Below are 17188 nucleotides of genomic sequence, written 5' to 3'. Positions count from 1 at the left end.
CACTCCAAGACGCATGGTGTTGAGGCTGACGCCGCCACAGCCAAGAGACCTGATGCCCCTGCCGCGCTCCTCATGGGAGGGCAGCCTGGGCAGGCATGCCCAAGGAGGCTGCTTGGCCTCTGCACCGGCCCGGCTCACAGCTCGGCCGGCACCCGTCAGCGGCCCTCCTCGGCCCCTCTGCACCTGCCCTCCCCCTCAACACGGCCTCTCTCCTGCCTATACGCTCGAGTCCCTCGTGCTCCGCGTAGGCGACGATCCGCTCCAGGGCCTTGGGCGCGAGGTGGACATCCGCGTCGCTGAAGAGAATCCACTCGCCGCTCGCGCGCTCCAATCCCCGCTGCATGGCATGGACCTTTCCCAGCCAGTCCGCGGGGAGCTGCTCGATGTGGACCACCTGGAGCCGGGGCTCCTCCTGGGCGAAGCGATCGGCCAGGGAGCCCGTCGCATCCGTCGAGCGGTCATTCACCAGGACCAGCTCGAGCTCGGGATAGGAGTTGCCCAGCTTGGAGCGCATGGCGGGCTCCAACGTGCGCGCTTCGTCGCGCGCGGGCATGATCATCGACACCCGCGGCCACCGCGCGGGTGCCGGTGCCTCCAGTCGCGTGATTCGGGGCAGTGCCCGCATCACCCGGCGCAGCAGGACCGCCAGGTTCATCAGATAGAGGGCACTGACCCCAGTGAGCAGCAGGAGGAGATAGATCATCGTCAGCGGACCTGGTTCATGTCGCGCAGGGTGAGTACAGGATACGGGCCTGCCTTCCTCAAGTGGCGCGAGTGCCGGCCGGCTCAAGTGCCGGCTCTCGCGGAGGGCAGCGGCCCCGTGAGGCCGTGGAAGAAGACGAGGTTGTTGTGGTCCGCCTCCGGGAGCCGCGCGAACCCCATCCGCGCGAAGAAGGGCGCCGCCTGGGCGTTCGTTCCCATGTGCACGGAGTGGGCTCCCGCCGCGGCCGCCGCGAGGAAGAAGGCCTCGAGGAGTCGTCGGCCGTTCCCCCCTCCCCGCGCCTCGGGCAGCAGGTCCAGGTGCAGGTGCGCCGGATAGGGGGCGATCTCGGGGGTGAGCATTCGCTCGGGATGGTGCAGCGTGGAGACCAACCACTCGTCGGTGGTGCGGGTCGGCTCCACGGGGGGCGGGTAGCGCGAGGCCACGCGCGGCAACCATCGCTCACGCCACGTCTCGATGAACGCCGCGGTGTTGGCGGTCCCCAGCGTGTACCCCACCACGCGGCCCGCGTCCTCGACCACGAAGGCCAGGTTCGGCTCGAAGGTCAGGTAGGGACCGGCGTAGATGTCCGGCAACAAGGAGGCGTCGGCGAGCAGGCCCCGCGCGTCCTCTCCCATGGCGCCCGTGCGCACACAGATGTCGTACACCGCGTCCCAGTCTTCTGCCTGGTAGGGACGAATCCGCTGAGACGAGCGCGAGGGACGAGGCGGGGTGGGAGGGACCTGGGTGGACATGGACTGGATTGTCGGGTCATTGCCCTTTCGACTCAATGTCGAGCCCACAGGAAAGCGCATAAGAGGGATGGGGGCACTGTAGAGGGGGAGAGAGGGTGAAGAAGGGCCGAGGAGGGCCGCTGATGGGGCCGCCCGAGCGATGCGCCCGGTCGGTGGACAGGCCGCGCAGCGCCCTTGGGGTACACGCCTGCCCAGGCCGCGCTCCTCATCAGGTGCGTGGCAGGGGCCCTACGGGCTGTCTTGAGCCTCAACACCACGCGGCCTGGGGTGGCCCTCGTGCCGGGGCCCACCTCGCACCTGCCGTGGGCAAGCCCAGGTGCTCCAGAATCGCCCGCACCCCGCAAGCCCCCTTCACGTACGCCACTACACTCCGCCGACCTCCACACCCCACGCAGGCGAACACGTCGAAGTCGAACGTCCTCCTGAGCAACTCTGCCCAGTCCACTCGCGGTGTCCTTTCCTTCCTCCGCTCCTTGCCGGGGAAGGTGTCAAAGGACTCGTTCCGACACCTCGTCTCCTGCGAATCGTCTGACACCCTTCCAGCCCCGTTCCATCCAATCACCCAACGCATCGGCGCGATAGAGGCCGTCATGATTCTTGATCGCTGAAACACATTTAAATATTCCGCTCGACACGGAACAACAAGACTTCACCAATAGTGTTGGCTCACAAATACATGTCATGATAGGAAGACGCCGGGTCACTGGCCAGAACCATCTTGAGTGTTTACAGGAGGCGTCTCATCGACCGCCTATGGCACCCAGGGCGTGGTCTGCCTCCTGGATACCACCAACTCGGGCGTCGCTCCCGACACGTGCCAACTCGTCGTGGGCGTCGGCCTCCAGTGAGCTGAACGAACGTCGCGACTTCACAAAGAGAGGATAAGGAATGAACAGAACACTCCAGACAACGGCCTGCGCGCTGCTGTCGCTTGCGATGCTGATGGCCGGATGCGATGGGGGCGGCGCCCTCGTGGATGAGAACTCCGATATCGCGACCCACGTGGATGTTGCCCAGACGTCTTCGTCCATGGGCACGCAGAGCTGCACCGCGAACGGGGTCTCGCCAGAACTCGAGGCGCTGACCGGAGGGCCGTACCAGAACTGTTACGGCGGCCCCATTCCCTTCATTTCCGTTCAGTCCAACTCCCAGCGTTTCAGCGGATGCTGCGGCGATCTCCTGAGAACCTGCATGGTCTCGGGTTATTCGACCCTGAATACGATGAGCTGCACCGATGGGAGCTGCACCGTGAACGGGGTCTCACCCCAGCTCGCGGCGCTGCCCGGCGGCCCGTACCAGAATTGTCAGGGCGGCACCTTTCCACGGGTCGAGTACCAATCGGGCACCCAGCATTTCAGCGGGTGCTGTGGCGCGCTCGTCCGGACCTGCAAGGTCCCGGGTTATTCGACCCTGAATACGATGACCTGCATGTAGTCGAACCCGTTGGAGCCCTCCAGGAAGCGCGTCGGAGGGCTCGCACGGTCATTCCAGACGAGGATCATGTCCTTCTTGCGGTCCACGATGCGCAAGAAGCCGCGCTCGTCCATCACGCCCATGTCGCCGGATTTGACCTGGACGCGCTGACGAACTCGGCCGAGGGCTACCTCCAGGTGGGGGAGCGCGCCGAGGCCCGAGGCCCCAGCGTGCCGTCATCCCCGAACGCACACGCCCCGCCTCGACCCCTCTTCGGGTCGGCGGGGCGTGGCTCGTCACGCGTGGCTCAGAACACCGCGGTCTGCTGCGTGTCCTGCGGGTTCAACCCGGCGGCGCCGAGCAGCGTGGGCACGGCGCTGGCGGCGCCACCACCGACCTGGTTCACCAGGTTCGTCACGGCCTCGGCCACCTGGGTCACGGAGGAGACGGCGTTGGCCACCGTGTCGAACAGGCCGCCCAGCCCGGACTGGCTGCTGGCACCCGCGCTGGGGGCCAGGGCCTCGGCCGCAGTGGGCAGCGCCCCGCCGATACCGGCGGGCACGCCTCCGGCGGCGGCGTACGGGTCCATCATCGGCGCCCCGGCCAGCTCCGGCGGCAGGCCACCCGCGGCGGCATACGGGTCCATCATCGGCGCCCCGGCCAGCTCCGGCGGCAGGCCACCCGCGGCGGCGTACGGGTCCATCATCGGCGCCCCGGCCAGCTCCGGCGGCAGGCCACCCGCGGCGGCGTACGGGTCCATCATCGGCGCCCCACCGAAGCCCTGGCCCAAGCCCGCGGCCGCCATGGGGTCCATCATCGGCGGCATCATCTGCTGACCCATTCCCATGGGACCCATGGGGCCCATCAGCTGGGGCGCCATCATGCCGACGGTGGAGGCGATATCGAGGCCGGCCCCGGCCAGCCCGGCGACACCCTGGGCAACTCCGCCGAAGGCATCCACCGCGCCGCCCAGCCGGCTGCCCGGCATGTTGGGGCTGAGGTTGCCCGGGTCGAAGCCGGGACGGTTCAGGCCCGGCTTGTTGCCGTTGATGTCGGGACGGGGCGAGAACTCGGGCTTCGCGTCCGGCTTGGCACCCGGCTTGTTGCCGTTGATGTCGGGACGGGGCGAGAACTCGGGCTTCGCGTCCGGCTTGGCACCCGGCTTGTTGCCGTTGATGTCGGGGCGCGGCGAGAACTGGGGCTTCGCGTCCGGCTTGGCGCCCGGCTTGTTGCCATTGATGTCGGGGCGCGGCGAGAACTGGGGCTTCGCGTCCGGCTTGGGCGTGCTGGGCTTGAAGCTAGGAACCTTGTTGCCGCCCTTGAAGAGGTTGCTCGCACCACCGAGTTTGATGCCCATGACGTGTGCTCCGGAAGAAAGAGGGAGAAGAGAAGGGGTTTGCTTGAGGACGCCGAGACGGGAAAGCGTTATTGCAGCGCGCGTGCCAAGCCTCGGCCCTCCAAGAAACCCAGTCTTCTCCATGGGTTGGCCCAGGAAGTAGCGCCTCGGGAGACCCGGATGGTGACGGGGCTCATCAGGTGCGGGGTGGAGCCGAGTCACCACTGGTGAGCGCTGTCACCAGCGCCTGGCGCTCTCCATCCGCGGGCCCGCCTCCAGGAGGGATGGCGATGCGGCCGCCCGCGCACCCTCGGCGAGGTGGTGCTTCGAGTCGACCGGAGCGCCGCCGCTCGCCAGCGGCGCGCACACGCCCCAAAAGAAAAGAGGGCCCCCCGTGTTGGAGGACCCTCTCGAATCAGCTCGGCGACTCAGCTCAGAAGGGCAGCATGTTGACGAGGTCCTTCACCTCCTGGGGAGCGGCCTCGGTCTGGCCCAGCGCGCCCGTGTAGGCGCCCAGCAGCGCGGAGGCGGGGTTGATCTTGCCCGTCCCCACCGCGCCAATCAGGCCCTCGGCGGCGCCCTTCCAGGTCTGGACCATGCCGCCCAGGCCGCCCAGGATCGCGCCCCCGGCGCCACCCTCGGAGTTGCCGATGCCAGTCAGCACGTTGCTGACGCCCGGCATGAACCACAGGTGCTTGCCCGCCTCGCCGGCGAACCACTGGAAGTTGTCCTTGTTGCTGCCGTCCTTCTTCACGTGGGTGTCGGACGTGGTCGGCAGGCGGTGATCCGTGCCCAGGGAGGCGTAGCCCTTCTCGGCGAAGTCCTTGACCATGCCGGCCTCGGTGCCGTGGCGGGCGTCGCCGTCCTTGGTGATGCCCTCGATGTTGCCGTCACCCTTGCCGCCCTTGACCTTGCCCGTGCGCTCGCCACCGTCGGAGATCTGCGAGCTGTCGATGAACTCCAGCACCTTGGCCAGGCGGTAGACGGCGTCGGGGTTCTGCTTCGAGTCCTTCAGGTCGAGCTTGGGATCCACGCCGGTCTGCTTGCACAGCTCATCGAACTTGATGTCCTTCTGACGGCCGAGCTTGGCCAGCGCGGGCGTGTCGTTGACAATGTCCTTCGCCGAGCGCGTGTCGCCCTCCGGCCGCTTGTCCGTGGCCTGGGGAATGGGCGTCCCGTCCTCCGCGAGCGGCGCGGCCGGCTCGGCGGGCTTGCCCTGGGCCTTCTCGAACTCGATCGGGGCGCCGCGGGGTGCCGGGTTGGCGAGCTCGGCGGGCATACCGCCGCCCGAGAAGGGGTCCATCATCGGCGCCCCGGCCAGCTCCGGCGGCAGGCCCCCGGCGAACGGGTCCATCATCGGCGCTCCGGCCAGCTCCGGCGGCAGGCCCCCGGCGAACGGGTCCATCATCGGCGGCATCATCTGCGGACCCATCATCTGGGGCGGCATCATCTGCGGGCCCGGACCCATGGGGCCCATCATCTGCGGACCCATCATCTGCGGACCCATCATCTGGGGCGGCATCATCTGCGGGCCCGGACCCATGGGGCCCATCATCTGGGGGGCCATCATGCCGACGGTGGAGGCGATATCGAGGCCGGCCCCGGCCAGCCCGGCGATGCCCTGGGCAACTCCGCCGAAGGCATCCACCGCGCCACCCAGCCGGCTGCCCGGCATGTTGGACATGGGGTTGTTCGGCATGTTGGGGCGGAGGTTGCCCGGGTCGAAGCCGGGACGATTCAGGCCCGGCTTGTTGCCGTTGATGTCGGGGCGCGGCGAGAACTGGGGCTTCGCGTCCGGCTTGGCACCCGGCTTGTTGCCGTTGATGTCGGGACGGGGCGAGAACTGGGGCTTCGCGTCCGGCTTGGGCGCGCTGGGCTTGAAATCCGGAACCTTGTTGCCGCCCTTGAAGAGGTTGCTCGCACCACCGAGTTTGATGCCCATGACATGTGCTCCGGAAGAAAGAGAGAGAGAAGAGAAGGGGTTCGTGAGGACGCCGAGACGGGAAAGCGTTAGTGCAGCACGCGTGCCAGGCCTCGGTTCCTGGACAACCCCCGTCTTCTCAAGGGTTTGGCGCAAGGGGGAGCACGTCGGGGCGCCCGGCTGGTGACGGGGCTCATCAGGCGCGGGGCGGAGTCGAGTCACCACTGGTGAGTGGAGTCACCGGGGGCCCGGGGCTGGTGGCGCTCGACCACCCGGCGGCCCTTGGCCGACACCTCGCCCGAGACGATGGCCGGCTCCTGAGCGAGTCCGCCGCGCTATCGGGGCGGGTCGACGTTCTCCTCCTGGCTCCATCGCATCGCCTGCGATGTCTTCTTCAGCCGCGACCGCGGCCGTCGCGAGCTCCTTCCCGAGCCCCCTGTCCTAAAGGAAGGGCGCACCGCGTTGGCCTCACCGGACTTCGTCCTGGAGCGCCACCCTCTGGAGAAGGCGCTCGCCCTGCTCAAGCCCCGCGAGCGCGCGGCGCTCGTGCTCACCTCCGCCAACGAGCTGATCCATTAGGAGGTGGCGGTCGTCCTCGACTGCCTCGTGGGGACGCTCAAGACCCATGTCGCGCGCGAAGGAGAAGCCGCGCCGGCAACTCGAGGAGGTCCCTTGAACGCCCGCGATGACGAAGCCCGCGTTCCCCGCTGCCTGGGCGTGGCCCCGCGCTGGGACCTCGTGGAGCACCTGATGTGTGGTGACAACAGTTGGCACTGGTGACCTCAGTCACCACGCGTCCCACACTGTCGCCCGCCCCCTTTTCTCCCAACCCCTTGAAATCATGGGAGGTGACTTGTCCACAGGGGGCGACAGAGGCCTGGCATGTCGGCTGCAATAGGTCCAGACATCGCCGCACCGCCACCCCATCCGCCGCACCTTCCGAGGAGTCTCCCATGGCCCGCATTTCCTCGATGTTCCGCTCCACGCCGCGCCCCTCCGCCTCCCCCACCTCCTCGCCGGCCTCCTCCCCCGCGGCCTTCCAGCCCAAGCCCCTGGGCCGCGCCACGCCGCTGACCAACACGCCCGGCGCCTCCTCCCCCGCGGCCTTCCAGCCCAAGCCCCTGGGCCGCGCCACGCCGCTGGCCAACGCGCCCGGCGCCAATGCCCCTACGGGCACGCCTCCCAAGCACCCCGGCATGCCCGAGGGCGGCCCCTCCTACACCCCTTGGGAGAAGACCTCGGGCGAGTCGCTGTCGGTGAGCGGCGGTGACAACAAGCTCACCGCGCCCGCGGGCGCCCACCAGAACATGCTCGTGGACAAGCCGGGCAGCCCCTTCCAGAAGGACACCTTCGGCGGCGGCAAGCTCAGCGGCAACGTGGGCTCCATGCAGGCCTCCACGACGAGCCACAACGGCGGGGGCGTGCACCACTACTCGGCCCAGGCCGAGGTGCAGGGGCCCCACGCCGCCCTCGAGTGGCAGAAGGCGCACGCGGGCCGCTTTGGCGTGACGAGCGGCCAGGTCACCGCCGAGGCCAACAGCTTCAAGGGCCAGGCCCAGGCCGGCGTGTCCATCGACCGCAACGACCACGTCTACACGGGCGCGATGACGGCCAGGGCGGAGACGGGCGTGGGCGTCACGGCGAGCGCCAACCACGACTTCAACCGGCACGTGGGTGGCTACGTCAAGGGCGACGCCCGGGCCTCGGCCGCCGCGTACGCCGAGGGCGTGGCCAGCCTGGACCCGCGCACGGCCACGGCGATGGTGTCCGGCCAGGTGGGCGCGGGCGCCACGGCGGGCGCGTACGGCACGGCCGGCGGGCACCTGGGCCGTCTGCACGGCTCGGTGACGGGCGGCGTGGTGGCGGGCGCGGCGGCGCAGGCGGGTGGCAAGTTCGGCCTGGAGAATGGCTTCCTCAAGCAGTCCGCGGAGGTCAACGCCGCGGCGGGCGTGGGCACGTACCTCAAGAGCGACGTGGCGGTGGACCTGCGTCACCACATCAAGCCGAGCATCGCCGAGGGCCTGCGTCCCTCCCTGGCCGGCGCCACGGGCGTGGCCTCGCCCGCCAACGTGGTGCAGCCCGAGAAGTCCTGGGTCGAGAAGCTCTTCATCTGAGCCTCGTCGGGGCGACACCACGAGCCGCGTCCCCTGCCGCCTGGGGGGCGCGGTTGGCGTTTCCGGGCACGCCGCGAACGCAGGGAGTCACTCCTCCCCGGCCTCGGGCTTCACTCCATGGACACCACCAAAACGGGGCAGGCTCAACGTCCCACGCGAACGTCCCGCGCAGCTGCGCGCGAAAGTCCACTCGCGGTGTCCTCTCCTGCCTGGGGGAGCTCCCAGCCTTCCGGGGACGCGGGCTGTACCGGGCCCTCGGTTTCCGATTTCCGCGAGGCCGAGCCCCATGACCATCAACCGCCTGACGCCGCGCCCGCCGCCTCCTCCCGCGCCGAAGGTGGCCCCGCGCGAGGTACGGCCCACGTGGCGCAACGGGGGCTCGATGCCCTCGGCACGGCCCTGCATGGCACGGGCAACTACGCGCCCGATCCGGCCCCGGGGCTTCGGCACCACCGCTCCGAGCACGCCCATGCCTCCGGGCGCGCGGCCCGTCCAGGAACCCCAGCCCACGGGCGTGCCGGGCGTGTCGGCCGATCCCGATAACAGCCCGGACCAGGCGAAGGCCGCGCGGCAACTGGCCAACCAGACCGGTGCCAATGTCATCTGCGTCCACAACGGCACGAACGGGTTCGTGCCCGACGTGGCCCAGGCCGCCCAGTCCGGCCAGCCGGTGCACGTGGCGGCGCACAGCCAGGGCGCCATCATCACCAGCGATGCCCTGCAACAGACGAAGGACAACCTGCGCGTCCAGGACATGAGCACGGCCCAGGTCGAGCAGACCCTGGGCATGGGCCTGCCGCCCAACGCGGCCCAGGCCATCGCGAGCGGTCAGCGCGTCGTCGTCGCGCCCAACCCCGGGCCCATCTACGGCGACCCGTTCCAGAACCACGGCTTCTCCGGCTACGTGCCCCAGGCCGGCCTGCCGTCCTGACTCGCGAGGGTGAGCCCTTCGCGTTCGACCTCGTGGCGGCCCGCGACAGGACCCCCACGCCGAGCACCACGCCCACCGCGTAACAGAGATGGACAGGGCGGTCACCAGGATCGTGCGGGAGCGGGACGGCGTGCGGAGCATCGGTCTGCATGCGTCGCAGTGTACGGCCGACGCCTGGGGCCAATGGCGTTCGAGGATCCGTATTACGATGGCACTCGCGCAACCACGGCTGGCTTCAGCCTCAATCCCCAAAGGTGTCTTCGTGAAAACGGACTTGCAGGCCAGGAAGTTCAACCACGTATTCAAGTGGTTCGACCAGAATGGCGATGGATGGGTCACCCAGGACGATGTCGAGACGATGGCCGGGCTGTTCAGCGCCGTGGCGGAGGAGAATGATCAGAAGAACAGGAGCGCGATGAAGAGGGGATTCCCGCACTGGTGGACCCTCCTGCTGGATGCCCGTGAGGACAAGGCCAGCGAGAGGATCGGGAAGCAGGAGTTCATCCGCATCATGGATGCTGTCGTGATCGCTCCGAAGAACTTCGAGATCGCCGTGGTCGGCATCGTCGACGGGTTGCTGGGCGCGCTTGACCGCGACGGCAATGGCAGCCTCTCGCGCGAGGAGTACGTGCGGATGTACGAGGCGCTTGGAATCCCTCCGACCACCTCCGGCGAGGCCTTCAGGCGGCTCGACCGGAACGGTGACGGCGAGCTCAGTCATTCGGAGTTCCATCAGGCCATCGTCGAGTACTACCTGAGCTCGGATCCGAACGCTCCCGGCAACTGGCTGCTGGGTTCCCTGGATGCACTCGATTGAGTGCGAAAATCGCCCACGACCCCCTGATGCTTTAGATGCCGTGGAGGACAAAGGAGGAGCCAGGCGCTCGCTGGACTTCTTCGTCCGTTCCCGATGTTGCGATAGGAGCAGCCGACGCGCTCCTTCCTGACCCGGGGGGCGAAGTCCTCCCATGGGGATGGCGTGGAACCTCGTGAGGTTTGCCCGAGGCGCAGGCACCAGGGACGCCACACGCCGTAAAAACTCCAGCCCGGTGAAGAGCAGGTGCGTGGTGCCGTCCGGCAGCGGGCGCTTCATCCGATAGGCGATGCGGCCGTCTTCCGCTCGTGACAAACGCTGCCACAGAAGTGCGCACCACTCAACCGCGGGCTGTTCACCTGACTTGGCCGCGCGTACCCTTGGGCCGAGACTCCTCCATTCCCTCACGCAAGGAGCTGCCGTGCCAAAAACCACTCGCGCCGACCACCCCGAGTCGCCCGTCAAGGCAGGAGCGCGCGACGGCGCCGACCTCGCGACTCCTCCCTCCCTCCCGGAAGTGCTCCCCGTTCCCGCCAAACAGGAGACCGCCGCCGGGCACAAGACTTCCAGCAAGGAGCCGCGCCCCCTTCCGGGGCTGGAAGTCGTGGGGCGTGGCATCCACCTGCGGCCCTACCAACCCTATTCCCTGGCTCAGCTCCTCTTCAGGAGGAAAGAATTCCGCCCCATCAGCTTCAAGGAAACCCGGGACAGCTATTCGCTGCCGGTGGGCTACGAGGTCAATGACAGCCCTCCGTTCCCGATGAACGAGTCCCTCAACCAGGTGCTCATCGAGGAGTCGTGGGACCGCTTCGAGACGCAGATGAGCATGGACGCGAGCCTCACGCTCAGCAACACCCCCTTCAGCGTCAGTGCCAGCAGTGGCTGGAACAATCGGCTGCGCTCCGAGCAGGACGCCTACTACGCCGTGCGCAGTTCCTTCGTCCCGCTGTGGACGGTCTACATTCCCGATCCGAGTGATTGCATCGAGGAGATCCGCGAGCCTTCCATCCCCGCGCCCTTCTCGCACAGACACCGCAGGGCCTACGATGAGTTCTTCGGCCGCTATGGCTCGCACTACGTGCGGAGAGCCTGGGTGGGGGGCAAGTCCACGCTGATCTTCACCGTGCTCAAGTCCTCGAGCCTGAGCAAGGAGGATATCCAGGCGGGCATCAAGGCGAGCTTCGGCGGGCAGGACAGCGCTTCCAACATGAAGGGAGAGGCGAGCCGAGAGAAGCTCAAGAACAGCTCGCAGTGCACCGTCATCGGCAAGGGGGGCGACGAGGTGTCGCTCGCGGCCATGAGCTCGCTCGACGCGCAGGCCTATGACGGGTGGTTGAAGACAATCCCGAAGAACCCCCAGGTGATCGAGCTGGACGTGGCGGGAATCTGGACCCTGGTCCGGGATCCGAACAAGGCCGCTGCCCTCATGGAGGCCTACAAGGAGTCGGTGTCGTTCGACCCCATCACCGCGGTGTTCGAGCTGGGGCGGGAGATCTACTTCCTGCGCGGGAGCTGGTTCGTCCGCTATGACCGCGACAAGAAGGTGACCCAGGTCCCCCAACCCCTTTCCGACCTCATGCCGAACCTGGAGGAACACGGGTTCGACCGGATCGACACCGCCTTCCGGGGAAAGGATCTGGTGTCCCCGAGCGGAGAGAAGCTGGACAGGAAGCTCTTCATCTTCAGACACAACCGCTTCATCCGCTTCGACGTCGACACCCGCCAGATGGACGCCGGCTACCCCCGGCTCATCTCCGAGGGCTGGCCGGGGGTGCCCTTCGATCGCATCGACGCGGTGTTGGTGACGGGACACGATACGGTCTACTTCTTCCTGGGCAACCAGTACGTCCGCTTCAACCCCTTGAAGAACCGCGTCGACGAGGGCTACCCCCAGCCCCTCAGCAAGCGCTGGGTGGGCGTGACGTTCGATCGCCTCGATGCCGCCATGTATTGGGGAAGCGGTCAGGCGTACTTCTTCAAGGGCAATCAGCAGATCCGCTATGATCTCGCCAACTACCGCGCGGATCCTGGGTTCCCCAAATACATCATTGGTAACTATGTCGAGGACTGGAAGTTCGTCGATGACTAGCCAGACGAAAGGCGGGGCGATGAGCATTGAAGACGAAGAGAAGTCGGCGCGGGCGGCGAAGGTCGTGCGGAACTACATGTTCGGCTCGGCGGCCGCCGGAATCTTGCCGATCCCCCCCCTTCTGGACGCGGGGCTCCTCTGGGGAGTGCAGTTGCGGATGCTCCACCAGCTCGCCAAAATCTACGAGGTGGAGTTCTCCCAGCAGCGGGCGCTCGCGATCCTGGGTGCCCTCTCCGGACTCGGCCTCACGGTGTCGGTGGGAACCCTGCTGTGGATGCTGGTGCCCGTGCCCGGCAAGATCTTGTTCAACCTCGCCGGACTCACGCTCCCGCCCGCGTCCACGTACGCGCTCGGGCAGGTGTTCATCCAGCATTTCGAGTCCGGAGGAACCTTCCTGACGTTCGACGAGAAGCGGGCGAAGAAGGTCTATGAAGAGAACCTCGCGCGGGGCCAGCAGGAGGCCATTCAAAGCTACGCGGGGATCAAACCCTAGCTAGCGGGAGCATTCCCAGGGCCGTTGGACCGCCATGGAGTGTCGCGACAGCGCTTGAGGTGCTCGGGCCGGGCTTGTCTCGTGCGCGAGCCTCGGCTTCCACTTCCTCCATGAGTCCACGCACCGCACGCCGCCGCTCCTGCTCCTCCAATCGTCGCCAACACGGCAGGGGCGCTACCTCCAACTCCACCGGCTCGGCCCATTGCTCGGCGAAGCGCCCCCGCGCTCCCGCCATGTCCTCACTCCCCCTCTTGCTCCAGCGCTTCGTCCAGTTGCACCACGGGATTTGAAGAGCGGTGCGTGACCCGTCTACGCCGAGCCTTGTTTTCTTTCGGGCACCTCGTTTCGAGTCCTTTGACACCATCTCGGCCCGCGCCGACGACGCGATTGCCCGAGCAGTCCCAGTCGTCACGCGGCAGTGGCTGGCCCGCGTTATCGAATGGCAGTTTCGCGCTATATGCTTCGTTTCGTTCGGCGGCATGGTTCCCAGCATGGAACTCCGGGAACATGCTCCGACGAAGCCGGATGACCGGGCGGGCCGCGCTCGCGTCGGCGCCGAGTCACGAGGGTTCATCGTTCTCGGCGTTCTCCTCATCGCCGCCAACCTTCGCGCCCCATTCACGGGGCTGCCGCCGGTCCTCGGCCTCATTCGCGAGGACTTCGGTCTGAGCACCGCGGCGGCCAGCGCGCTGACGACGTTGCCTTTGCTGGCCTTCGCGCTCGTGTCGCCGAGCAGCGCGTTGCTCGCACGGAAGTACGGTTTGGAGCGCACGCTGTTCGGCGCACTCGTGTCCATCGCGCTGGGGATCGTGCTGCGCTCAGCCGGGGCATCGGCCTTGGACCGATCGTGACGCGGATGCCCGATCAACGTCTGCCCGCGGCCGTCGTGGCGGCGCTCTCGGCGATCGCGCTGCTCGGCTTGCTAGCCGCGCCACGAGACGCGGCCCTCTGGGCGGTCTTGTTCGGCTTGGGGACGGGCGCCGGAATCATCCTAGGGTTGACGTTCGTCAGCTTCCGCACGAGCACCGCTCATCAGGCCGCGACGCTGTCAGGCATGGCTCAGAGCATCGGATACTTGCTGGCCGCCGTCGGACCTATCGGTACATCGACCATCCAACGGAGCACCGAGCATGAGCCACGGCTCGCGCTCGACACCAAGGAACCATGAACCTGCTTGATTCGATTTCTCGACTGACGTTTCAGCTAGCGCTCGTCTTCTTCTGGGCTGGCTGCGCGACCCACACGACGGCAAGAGCCGCCACAGAGGAGAAGTCCGCCATGGAGAGGCCCAATCGTGAAACCACGGTGCTGATCCTCATCAACTCGAAGAACGGAAGCACCGTCCGTCTCGCCACGGAGATTGCCGCTGGCGTGGAGAAGGAGCACGTGCGGGCCGTCATCAAGAAAGTGCCGACGATCGACGCGAAGGACGCGGAGCTCTTCAAGGAAATCCCCGTGGCCACGATCGACGAGCTTCCCGGATATGACGGCATCGCCTTCGGCTCGCCGATCCACTTCGGAAACATGAGCGCCGACATGCGCCACTTCCTCGACCAGGGCATCAAGATCTGGGTGGACCAATCCCTCGCGGGTGTGCCGGCGACGGTCTTCATGGCCGGAGGAAGCGGGCTCGGGCGCGAGTCGGCGATTCTGTCGTTCTGGAACAACCTCGCGTCGCAAGGCATGACGCTCGTCACGACCGGAAACATCGGCGCGGCCGCGGCGGGTGCTCGAGCGCTCAATGGGAACACGCCCTTCGGGATCACGACCATCGCGGGGCGCGAGCCGAAGAACACGCTCTCGGAAGCCGAGGTCGATATCGCCCGCGAGCAAGGCGCCGCGCTCGCGCGCGCGGCACGTGCCCTGAGCAGTGAGCGACCGCACGCCAAGAAGAGCGCCTCGGTGCCCGCGCCACCGAAGAGGAGGACGATCGACACGTCGGCGCTCGGGTTGCCCAAAGCACCGAAGCCCGTCGGAAACTATCGAGCCGCCGTTCGATCCGGCAACCTCGTGTTCATCAACCAAATCGCCCTGAAGGACGGCAAGGTCCTCCATCCGGGAGTCATCGGGAAGGACGTCTCGCTCGAGCAGGCGAAAGAGGCAACGAAGCAGACCATGCAGAACGTCCTGGCCGTCCTGGCGGATGCCCTCGACGGAGACCTGAACCGCGTCGAGCGCTGCGTCCAGTTGACCGGGATCTTCAACACACCGAGCGGCTTCGCCGAGCACGCCCAGGTGATGAATGCGGCTTCCGACTACGTGGTCGAAGTCCTCGGCGACGCGGGCCCTCACGCGCGCGGCACGCTGGGAGCCGCGTCGCTGCCTCTGAATAGTGCCGTTGAGATTCAGGCGATCTTCGAGGTCAGATGAGGGGCTTCGCGGCTCACGCGCTCGTCCGACGTCTCCGCGCTGGCAAGGTCGCCGCCTTGCCTGATGGCGTCGGGAGCTGCGTGACGAACTGCCTTGGGCTCGTGCCCATCAAGCGCCGGAACATCGCGATGAACGACGACGACGTCGCGTAGCCGAGATCCAGCGCGACGGACTCGACGCCGCGGCCCGAACGAAGCAGGGGCAGCGCCGTGACCAGCCGCAGCCGTTGACGCCACTCGGTGAGCGACATCCCGAGGTCGTGCTCGCATCGACGAATGAGCGTTCGCTCGCTCAGGTGAAACGCGCGCGCGAGTTCCGCGATCGAGCGGTTGTCGGCGGGGTTCTGCTTGAGCGCCGAGAGCACCTCGTCGAGCACCGGGTCGCTTGCGCGCGGGATGTAGCTCCCCGTCGTCGAGCAGTTCGCGATTTGGTCGACAAGCACGCGCAGGAGTCGCGCGCGGGCAGCAGGGTCATCGTCCGATGCCTCGTGGTCGCGCAGGTGCTCCAAGATCGCACGAACCAACGGCGTCACGATGACCCCGCAGAGCGTCTTCGGCATGCGCTCGCAGAGCCGGTTGTTGATGTACACGGAGCAATGAACGGCCTCCGCTTCGTTGAATCCAACGTGCTCGGTCTCGGCGGGAATCCACAGACCGAGCCGCGGCGGTGCCAGCACATGCTCGTCGCCCGCCGTGACCTCGACGATGCCGCTGAACGAGTAGATGAGTTCGCCCCAGTGGTGGAGCATCAGCGGGTACGTGGCGTTCGACGGCATCCGCTCGGTCCTGAAGAAGATCGGGACCGGCAGCTCCTTCGCGCCAGCGAAGGGGATCTGCCGAAGATGACGAGCTGAGGGTTGACGAGTGCGCTTCATGGCTTGGCGGTGCTACGCTATATACGAACGTGACGGCGGCCGTGGACGTGTCGATCGAGCGGTGAGCCGTCTCAAGGACACCGAGGGAAACCCCGTCGGCGAGCTCGCCTGGTCGGACATCTTCAACGTCATCCGCGACACGCCCGGCTCCCCCCAGAAGCGGCGCCCGTTCACGGCGAAATGGTTCGCGAGCCGCCCTGGTAGTTCTTGAGCGCGAACGGCAGCGTCAGCGCTCCGAAATCCGGCAGGCCGCCGGGGGTGGCGTTCTCGTCCGGCGGTTCGTCAGACCTGGCGTTCTGCTCCACCGCGATGTCTTGGTTGCGAATCACATAGTCGTGTAGCTCGCCCTCATACGCGGCCACCCCGGCGACCAGATCGTCCTGGTGCGTGGCGAGCTCACCGGCCAGGACGTAGGCGCCGACCATCGCGACCGAGGTGGCCTGACCCGTCCCCAGGGAGACGGCGTAGCCGGCATCGCCGACCAATACGACCCGCCCGCGCGACCAGTTGCTCATTCGGACCTGACTCAGCGAGTAGAAATGGAAGTCGGTCGCGCGCAGCATGTGCTCCACGATCCGCGGGATCACCCAGCCCGCGCCAGCGACGCGATCGGCCAAGAGCCGTTTCTGCGCGTCGATGTCGCGGAAGTCGTAGTCGAGCCCTCGCGGCGCGTTGAAGCCGAGATACGTCCTCGCGTTGACGTCCTTTCGCAGGCCCATGACCAGCGCGCCGACCGAGTCAGGCTGGCTATACATCACTTGCCAGCGCTCGAGACCGAGGAAGTTCGGCATGCCGAAGGTCGCGACGTACAGGTCACCCAAGGCGCGGAGGAACTGCTCATCAGGGCCGAAGGCAATCCGCCGCACTCCCGAATACAATCCGTCGGCGCCGACCACCAACGCGAAGCGGCGAGGCGCGGCACGGACGAACGTGGCGTCGACGCCCGACTCGTCCTGGGTCAGCGATGCGATGGAGTCGCCGAAGATGTACTCGACCTGGTTGCCCACGGCTCCGTGAAGCACGTCACAGAGGTCGTCCCGCAGGATCTCGACATCGGGGCTGTCGAGCCGGCCGCCCGTCAAGGTGCACTCCGTGCTCCGGAAGAGCTCCTCGCCGGCCGAGTCGACCACGGAGATTCCCGTCAGCTTCGTGCTTCGATCGCGAATCGTGGTGAGGATGCCCATCCGCTCCGCGACCTCCAGGGCCGGACCGCGCACATCGAGCGCATGACCGCCCGGCCGCAGATGCGGCGCGCGTTCGACCACCGTGACCGCGAAACCATGACGGGAGAGCCAGTAGGCGGTGGTGAGACCGGAAATACTGGCGCCGGAAACCAGCACTCGGGGGGACGTCGGGCTCGTTGAGTTCATGGGCACCG

General features: G+C 67.3%; 16 protein-coding genes and 1 pseudogene. 9 read left to right on the top strand and 8 right to left on the bottom strand.

Annotated features, from left to right (window positions below; genetic code table 11):
* Positions 1-70 precede the first annotated feature (70 nt).
* Together MEBOL_RS19605 and MEBOL_RS19600 are read right to left on the bottom strand one after the other, a co-directional pair.
* Positions 71-703 (bottom strand): glycosyltransferase family 2 protein, encoded by a 633-nt coding sequence (locus MEBOL_RS19605; protein WP_095978874.1) that lies wholly within the window; start codon positions 701-703, stop codon positions 71-73.
* 83 nt (positions 704-786) lie between these two features.
* Positions 787-1455 carry a GNAT family N-acetyltransferase gene (locus MEBOL_RS19600; RefSeq protein WP_063725069.1) on the bottom strand — a complete coding sequence of 223 codons (669 nt, stop codon included), beginning with the start codon at positions 1453-1455 and terminating at the stop codon, positions 787-789.
* An 888-nt stretch (positions 1456-2343) separates the two neighbouring features.
* Here MEBOL_RS19600 and MEBOL_RS19590 point away from each other — a divergent pair.
* On the top strand, positions 2344-2889 hold the full coding sequence (locus MEBOL_RS19590; protein ID WP_095978872.1) for a hypothetical protein: 546 nt from the start codon (positions 2344-2346) through the stop codon (positions 2887-2889).
* Here the strand turns inward: MEBOL_RS19590 and MEBOL_RS42335 are convergent.
* From MEBOL_RS42335 to MEBOL_RS43005, 3 genes are all read right to left on the bottom strand, one after another.
* Complete coding sequence (locus MEBOL_RS42335; RefSeq protein ID WP_218920930.1) at positions 2856-3011, bottom strand: hypothetical protein; 156 nt, start codon at positions 3009-3011, stop codon at positions 2856-2858. The two genes, MEBOL_RS19590 and MEBOL_RS42335, sit on opposite strands and share 34 nt — an antisense overlap.
* 164 nt (positions 3012-3175) lie before the next feature.
* Complete coding sequence (locus MEBOL_RS19585) at positions 3176-4225, bottom strand: PspC family transcriptional regulator (protein ID WP_095978871.1); 1050 nt, start codon at positions 4223-4225, stop codon at positions 3176-3178.
* Between the two features lie 412 nt (positions 4226-4637).
* Positions 4638-6146 (bottom strand): hypothetical protein, encoded by a 1509-nt coding sequence (locus MEBOL_RS43005; protein ID WP_170115406.1) that lies wholly within the window; start codon positions 6144-6146, stop codon positions 4638-4640.
* A 932-nt stretch (positions 6147-7078) separates the two neighbouring features.
* On the opposite strand from MEBOL_RS43005, the gene MEBOL_RS19575 reads away from it, so the two are divergent.
* The 3 genes from MEBOL_RS19575 to MEBOL_RS19565 all read left to right on the top strand — a co-directional run bounded on the left by MEBOL_RS19575 (position 7079) and on the right by MEBOL_RS19565 (position 9987).
* Positions 7079-8239 (top strand): hypothetical protein, encoded by a 1161-nt coding sequence (locus MEBOL_RS19575; protein WP_095978870.1) that lies wholly within the window; start codon positions 7079-7081, stop codon positions 8237-8239.
* A gap of 286 nt (positions 8240-8525) precedes the next feature.
* Positions 8526-9170, top strand: coding sequence for a hypothetical protein (locus MEBOL_RS19570; protein WP_157775271.1), 645 nt, complete (start codon positions 8526-8528; stop codon positions 9168-9170).
* A gap of 208 nt (positions 9171-9378) precedes the next feature.
* Positions 9379-9987: an EF-hand domain-containing protein gene (locus MEBOL_RS19565; protein ID WP_245919918.1), complete on the top strand. Its 609-nt coding sequence runs from the start codon at positions 9379-9381 to the stop codon at positions 9985-9987.
* Positions 9988-10161: 174 nt separating this feature from the next.
* Here the strand turns inward: MEBOL_RS19565 and MEBOL_RS43695 are convergent.
* Positions 10162-10392 (bottom strand): annotated as a pseudogene (locus MEBOL_RS43695) (transposase); the annotation flags it as partial.
* 13 nt (positions 10393-10405) lie between these two features.
* Here MEBOL_RS43695 and MEBOL_RS19555 point away from each other — a divergent pair.
* The 5 genes from MEBOL_RS19555 (at position 10406) to MEBOL_RS19530 (ending at position 14936) form a co-directional block, all read left to right on the top strand.
* Complete coding sequence (locus MEBOL_RS19555; RefSeq protein WP_170115548.1) at positions 10406-12073, top strand: hemopexin repeat-containing protein; 1668 nt, start codon at positions 10406-10408, stop codon at positions 12071-12073.
* Positions 12074-12092: 19 nt separating this feature from the next.
* Complete coding sequence (locus MEBOL_RS19550; RefSeq protein WP_157775268.1) at positions 12093-12566, top strand: YcjF family protein; 474 nt, start codon at positions 12093-12095, stop codon at positions 12564-12566.
* A gap of 296 nt (positions 12567-12862) precedes the next feature.
* Positions 12863-13417, top strand: coding sequence for an MFS transporter (locus tag MEBOL_RS19540; protein WP_157775266.1), 555 nt, complete (start codon positions 12863-12865; stop codon positions 13415-13417).
* Between the two features lie 5 nt (positions 13418-13422).
* Positions 13423-13734 (top strand): MFS transporter, encoded by a 312-nt coding sequence (locus MEBOL_RS19535; protein WP_157775263.1) that lies wholly within the window; start codon positions 13423-13425, stop codon positions 13732-13734.
* Positions 13731-14936, top strand: a complete 1206-nt coding sequence (locus MEBOL_RS19530) for an Atu1372/SO_1960 family protein (protein WP_218920929.1) — start codon at positions 13731-13733, stop codon at positions 14934-14936. The genes MEBOL_RS19535 and MEBOL_RS19530 overlap by 4 nt, the downstream gene beginning before the upstream one ends.
* A 13-nt stretch (positions 14937-14949) precedes the next feature.
* On the opposite strand, the gene MEBOL_RS19525 is transcribed toward MEBOL_RS19530, so the two are convergent.
* A complete protein-coding gene (locus tag MEBOL_RS19525) occupies positions 14950-15810 on the bottom strand; it encodes an AraC family transcriptional regulator (RefSeq protein WP_095978862.1) in 861 nt (286 codons plus the stop codon).
* A 170-nt stretch (positions 15811-15980) separates the two neighbouring features.
* Positions 15981-17150 carry an FAD-dependent monooxygenase gene (locus tag MEBOL_RS19520; RefSeq protein WP_245919916.1) on the bottom strand — a complete coding sequence of 390 codons (1170 nt, stop codon included), beginning with the start codon at positions 17148-17150 and terminating at the stop codon, positions 15981-15983.
* Between the last annotated feature and the right edge of the window lie 38 nt (positions 17151-17188).

The sequence above is a fragment of the Melittangium boletus DSM 14713 genome (assembly GCF_002305855.1).
GTDB lineage: Bacteria > Myxococcota > Myxococcia > Myxococcales > Myxococcaceae > Cystobacter > Cystobacter boletus.
This window is presented reverse-complemented; position numbering and strand designations above follow the sequence as displayed.

Excerpts from the sequence above, each read along its gene's own strand:
- MEBOL_RS19605 (WP_095978874.1), bottom strand. The coding sequence starts at position 703 with ATGATCTATCTCCTCCTGCTGCTCACTGGGGTCAGTGCCCTCTATCTG.
- MEBOL_RS19600 (WP_063725069.1), bottom strand. The coding sequence starts at position 1,455 with ATGTCCACCCAGGTCCCTCCCACCCCGCCTCGTCCCTCGCGCTCGTCT.
- MEBOL_RS19590 (WP_095978872.1), top strand. The coding sequence starts at position 2,344 with ATGAACAGAACACTCCAGACAACGGCCTGCGCGCTGCTGTCGCTTGCG.
- MEBOL_RS42335 (WP_218920930.1), bottom strand. The coding sequence starts at position 3,011 with ATGGGCGTGATGGACGAGCGCGGCTTCTTGCGCATCGTGGACCGCAAG.
- MEBOL_RS19585 (WP_095978871.1), bottom strand. The coding sequence starts at position 4,225 with ATGGGCATCAAACTCGGTGGTGCGAGCAACCTCTTCAAGGGCGGCAAC.
- MEBOL_RS43005 (WP_170115406.1), bottom strand. The coding sequence starts at position 6,146 with ATGGGCATCAAACTCGGTGGTGCGAGCAACCTCTTCAAGGGCGGCAAC.
- MEBOL_RS19575 (WP_095978870.1), top strand. The coding sequence starts at position 7,079 with ATGGCCCGCATTTCCTCGATGTTCCGCTCCACGCCGCGCCCCTCCGCC.
- MEBOL_RS19570 (WP_157775271.1), top strand. The coding sequence starts at position 8,526 with ATGACCATCAACCGCCTGACGCCGCGCCCGCCGCCTCCTCCCGCGCCG.
- MEBOL_RS19565 (WP_245919918.1), top strand. The coding sequence starts at position 9,379 with ATGGCACTCGCGCAACCACGGCTGGCTTCAGCCTCAATCCCCAAAGGT.
- MEBOL_RS19550 (WP_157775268.1), top strand. The coding sequence starts at position 12,093 with ATGAGCATTGAAGACGAAGAGAAGTCGGCGCGGGCGGCGAAGGTCGTG.
- MEBOL_RS19535 (WP_157775263.1), top strand. The coding sequence starts at position 13,423 with ATGCCCGATCAACGTCTGCCCGCGGCCGTCGTGGCGGCGCTCTCGGCG.
- MEBOL_RS19530 (WP_218920929.1), top strand. The coding sequence starts at position 13,731 with ATGAACCTGCTTGATTCGATTTCTCGACTGACGTTTCAGCTAGCGCTC.
- MEBOL_RS19525 (WP_095978862.1), bottom strand. The coding sequence starts at position 15,810 with ATGAAGCGCACTCGTCAACCCTCAGCTCGTCATCTTCGGCAGATCCCC.